Source organism: Mesorhizobium sp. M5C.F.Ca.IN.020.32.2.1, from assembly GCF_004023105.1.
GTDB lineage: Bacteria > Pseudomonadota > Alphaproteobacteria > Rhizobiales > Rhizobiaceae > Mesorhizobium > Mesorhizobium wenxiniae.
Map to the genome: position 1 here is coordinate 1 of NZ_RZSX01000586.1, position 4,157 is coordinate 4,157.

A 4,157-nucleotide genomic window follows, 5' to 3' on the forward strand; every position below is an offset into this window, starting at 1 on the left:
ATGCTGGATGCCGACCAGGCGATGCTGATTGCGACGCGGAAAACTCTGCCGGTACTGTTGACCACGATCGCGCCGGAATCCGTCGACACCGTACGCGTTTCGGCGCTCGCCGAGGCCGGCATCGTCGTCAGCCTCGGCCATTCCGACACCGGCTATGCCAAGGCGCGCGCGTTCGCCGATGCCGGCGCAACAATGGTCACCCATCTGTTCAACGCGATGAGCCAGATCGGCAATCGTGAGCCGGGGTTGGCGGGTGCTGCCATCGATACGGACACGTTGTTTGCCGGCATCATCGCCGACGGCATCCATGTCGATCCCGCCACCATGGCCATCGCGCTGCGCGCCAAGCAGGGTCCGGCAAAAATTTTCCTGGTCACCGACGCCATGGCGACGATCGGCACCGATATGACCTCGTTCACGCTGAACGGCCGCACCGTCTACCGCAAGGACGGTAGCCTGCGGCTAGCCGACGGGACGCTGGCGGGCGCCGATCTCGACATGATCTCCGCCGTGCGCTTCGTCCACCGCGTCGTCGGACTGGACCTTTCGGAAGCGCTGCGCATGGCTTCGTTCTATCCGGCGCAGGCGATCGGTCAGTCGCACCGGCTCGGGCGGTTCGCCAACGGCACCGCCGCCGATATCGTTGCGCTGTCGGACGAATTGGACGTCAAGGGCGTCTGGATAGAAGGCGACAGGGTTTTCGGGGTCGGCGCCAACTGGGTGTAACCTTAACATCAGCCGGCTTTGGCCGGAGCGTAGAGGTCCTTGTAGGTTTCGCGCAGCAGGTTCTTCTGCACCTTGCCCATCGTGTTGCGCGGCAGTTCGTCGACGAAGATCACCTGCTTCGGATGCTTGTATTTCGCCAGCCGCCCGGCGATGGCGCCGACGATCTCGGCAGCGGTGATTGTCGAGGCCGGCGTCCGCACCACGATCGCGGTGACGCCTTCGCCGAAATCCGGATGGGCAACGCCGACGACAGCGCTTTCGGCGACGCCGGGCAGCGCGTCGATCTCGCTCTCGACCTCCTTCGGATAGATGTTGTAGCCGCCGGAAATGATCAGATCCTTGCCGCGCCCGACGATGTGGACATAGCCGTCGGCGTCGATCAGGCCGAGATCCCCGGTGATGAAGAAACTGTCGTCGCGGAATTCCGCCTTGGTCTTTTCCGGCATGCGCCAATAGCCGCCGAAGACATTGGGGCCCTTCACCTCGATCATGCCGACCTCGCCCTGGGCAAGTGTTTCGCCGCTCTCGGGGTCGGCGATGCGCAGCGCGACGCCGGGTAAGGGGAAGCCGACCGTGCCGGCGCGCCGCTCGCCATCATAGGGGTTCGACGTGTTCATGTTGGTCTCGGTCATGCCGTAGCGCTCGATGATCGAATGGCCGGTGCGCTCGCGCCAGGCCTTGTGCGTCTCGGCCAGCAGCGGCGCCGATCCGGAAACGAACAGGCGGATGTTTTTCGCCGCTTGCCGGTTCAAGCCGTCCTGCTGCAACAGGCGCACATAAAAGGTCGGCACGCCCATCAGCGCCGTGGCCCGCGGCAGCAGCGAGACGATGCGGGCCGGGTCGAACCTGGTTTCGAACAGCATCGAGGCGCCGGCCATCAGGATGACGTTGGTGGCGACGAAGAGGCCGTGCGTGTGGAAGATCGGCAGCGCGTGGATCAAGACGTCTGCGGCAGTGAAGCGCCACTGGTCAACCAGAACCCGCGCATTCGAGGCGAGGTTCTCATGGCTGAGCATGGCGCCTTTCGAGCGGCCGGTGGTCCCCGACGTGTACAGGATCGCCGCAAGATCGTCGGGCCCGCGCACCACGTCGCGGAAGTCCGAAGACCGCCGCGAGGCCTGATCCATCAACGAGCCTTCGCCATTGCCGCCGAGCGTGAGTGCGATAGCGCCCGATCTCTCCGCCAAGGCCCCGATATCGGCTGCCCGTGCCGGATCGCAGACGACCAGCCGCGGCTCGGCATCGCCGAAGAAGTAGTCGAGCTCGGTCAGCGTATAGGCGGTGTTGAGCGGTAGGAAGACCGCACCGGCACGCAGGCAGGCGAGATAGAGCAGGATCGCCTCGGGGCTCTTCTCGACCTGGACGGCGACGCGGTCGCCGGGTTCGACGCCCAATTGCAGAAGCGCATGTGCCAGTTGCGCGGACTGCGCCAGCATATCGCCATAGAAGATCGAGCGCCCGTCATCCGTCTCCATCAACAGACGCTCGGGCGCCGGCATCCCGGCGCGGAAAGCGTCGAACAAATGGTTGCTCATGCATCCCTCCGAGTCTGGGCAGCCGCCGGAAGCGGTGGCGCGGCCGGTCTCGCCTGTTTCGGCAGCAGGCGGCGCACAGCGGGCGCGGCCGCCACATCGTTCCTGGCGGCGAACAGCTCGTGGTTCTTCTCGATATCGTCGAGCTTGTAGCGATAATTGACCATCAGGCCATGCGCCTGACGTAAGGCGCGGGGCGACAGGTCGCCGAAAAGGTCGATGCGCTCCAGCCGCGCGCCATTGCCGAGATGGAACCGGGCGACCGGATCGATCACCTTGCCGGAGGCGGTGCGGGCTTCGAGGAAATACTGTGCCGCAAGAGGAAGCAGGGCCTGGCCCACGCGGTCGCGCATGGCAGCATCCGCGTGCCAACCCTGGTTGGCGACGAGGTCCAGCACTTCGGCGGCGGAGGGGATGGTTTCGGCCTGCTCGGCCAGCCAGCGGGCAAAGCCCGGCACCGGGGACAGTGTGACGAAATCCGTCAGGCTGGGAAGGTCGCGGCGCAGGTCCTCGACCACCTGCTTGATCAGGAAGTTGCCGAACGAGATGCCGCGCAAGCCGTCCTGGCAGTTGGAGATGGAATAGAACACTGCCGTCGTGGCCTGCCGTGGCTGCACCAGCGGCCGCTCGTCGGCAAGCAGCTCGGCGATTGTCATCGGCATCGCCCGGGTGAGCGCGACCTCGACGAAGATCAGCGGCTCGTCACCGAGCTGTGGATGAAAGAACGCATAGCAGAGCCGGTCGTCGGGTTCGATCCGGCGGCGCAGATCGTCCCAGGTGTGGATGGCGTGCACCGCCTCGTAGCGGATGATTTTTTCCAGAATGTTGGCTGGCGTCGACCAGTCGATCCGCCGCAGCACCAGGAAGCCGCGGTTGAACCATGACGACAGGAGGTGCGTGAAGTCGGCATCGACGATGGCGAGATCGGGCGATGTGGGCAGCCGGGCAAGCAGATCCTGGCGCATGCGCACCAGCGTCTCGATGCCGCGGGGCGCCAGGTTCAGGCGGCGCAGAAGCTCCTGTCTTGCCGGTTCGGCGGCATCATGCAGCGTAAGTGCCGAGCGATCGTCGGGCGCGGCGCGATAGGCATCCACCGCGGCGGCAAGCTTGGCATGATCGGTGCCGAAGCGATCGCGCAGCACATGCAGGAAAGCCAACCTTCCGTCGGCGCCGAGGGTGCGCCAGCGCTCAAGGATTTCCCGGGCATAGGCGACGCCCGATGCCTCGCCCTGGCTGGAAAGCAGACGGGCGCACAGACGCCCCAGGCTGTCGGCCGAGACCGGCTCGTCACCGCGAACGAGGTTCAGCATCATCCGGCCGCGATCGGCGATGGTGTTCAGCAGGTCAGCGAAGAAAGGGCTGCGGTTCATCGATCCGACCGTCGGAGAGGAGCCCTGCGGGAAGGTCCGAAGAGGCATCAGGGTGAGACAGAGAATATGGATGTAGTTTCTGTTATGCCAACAAAATTGCCCAAAAATGGACAAAGACATTTTTGACTGGGGGACCGGATGTCACGAGCACAAGCGCCCCGGCGTCGGCCAACGAATTCCTGACCGGCTGACGAGACGACGCGTTCTGGTAATGACGTCGGCAGCGTCAGCGGGCCGCCCGGTCGGCCGCTGTCCTGATCGCCTCGATGTTCCCCCGATAGGCTTCAACGCTGCCGCCCTTGAAGATGGCTGCACCGGCGACCAGCACGCTGGCGGCGGCGGCGGTGACCAAAGGTGCCGTTTGCGGCGAGATGCCGCCGTCGATCTCGATCCGGATCGGCCGATTGCCGATCAGCGCCTTCACCCGCTTCACCTTGTCGACGACTCCCGGAATGAAGGCTTGGCCGCCAAAACCCGGATTGACGGTCATGATCAGGATCAGATCGAGCCGGTCGAGCACATATTCGAC

At 64.9% G+C, this 4,157-nt stretch carries 3 protein-coding genes and 1 pseudogene; 1 reads left to right on the top strand and 3 read right to left on the bottom strand.

The window, feature by feature from the left end:
- Positions 1–726, top strand: a 726-nt coding sequence (locus EOA86_RS24825) for an amidohydrolase family protein (RefSeq protein ID WP_164891957.1), incomplete at its 5' end; no start/stop codon positions are given.
- 8 nt (positions 727–734) lie between these two features.
- Here the strand turns inward: EOA86_RS24825 and EOA86_RS24830 are convergent.
- The 3 genes and pseudogenes from EOA86_RS24830 to EOA86_RS24840 form a co-directional block, all read right to left on the bottom strand.
- Entirely contained in the window at positions 735–2,261 is a 1,527-nt protein-coding gene (locus EOA86_RS24830) for a malonyl-CoA synthase (protein ID WP_128344087.1), read from the bottom strand.
- Positions 2,258–3,628 (bottom strand): malonyl-CoA decarboxylase, encoded by a 1,371-nt coding sequence (locus EOA86_RS24835; RefSeq protein ID WP_128344088.1) that lies wholly within the window; start codon positions 3,626–3,628, stop codon positions 2,258–2,260. The genes EOA86_RS24830 and EOA86_RS24835 overlap by 4 nt, the downstream gene beginning before the upstream one ends.
- Positions 3,629–3,854: 226 nt before the next feature.
- A pseudogene (locus tag EOA86_RS24840) lies at positions 3,855–4,157 on the bottom strand (ribulose-phosphate 3-epimerase); the annotation flags it as partial.

Bases quoted from the DNA above. Each gene is read 5' to 3' on its own strand.
- EOA86_RS24830 (WP_128344087.1), bottom strand. From the start codon at position 2,261: ATGAGCAACCATTTGTTCGACGCTTTCCGCGCCGGGATGCCGGCGCCC.
- EOA86_RS24835 (WP_128344088.1), bottom strand. From the start codon at position 3,628: ATGAACCGCAGCCCTTTCTTCGCTGACCTGCTGAACACCATCGCCGAT.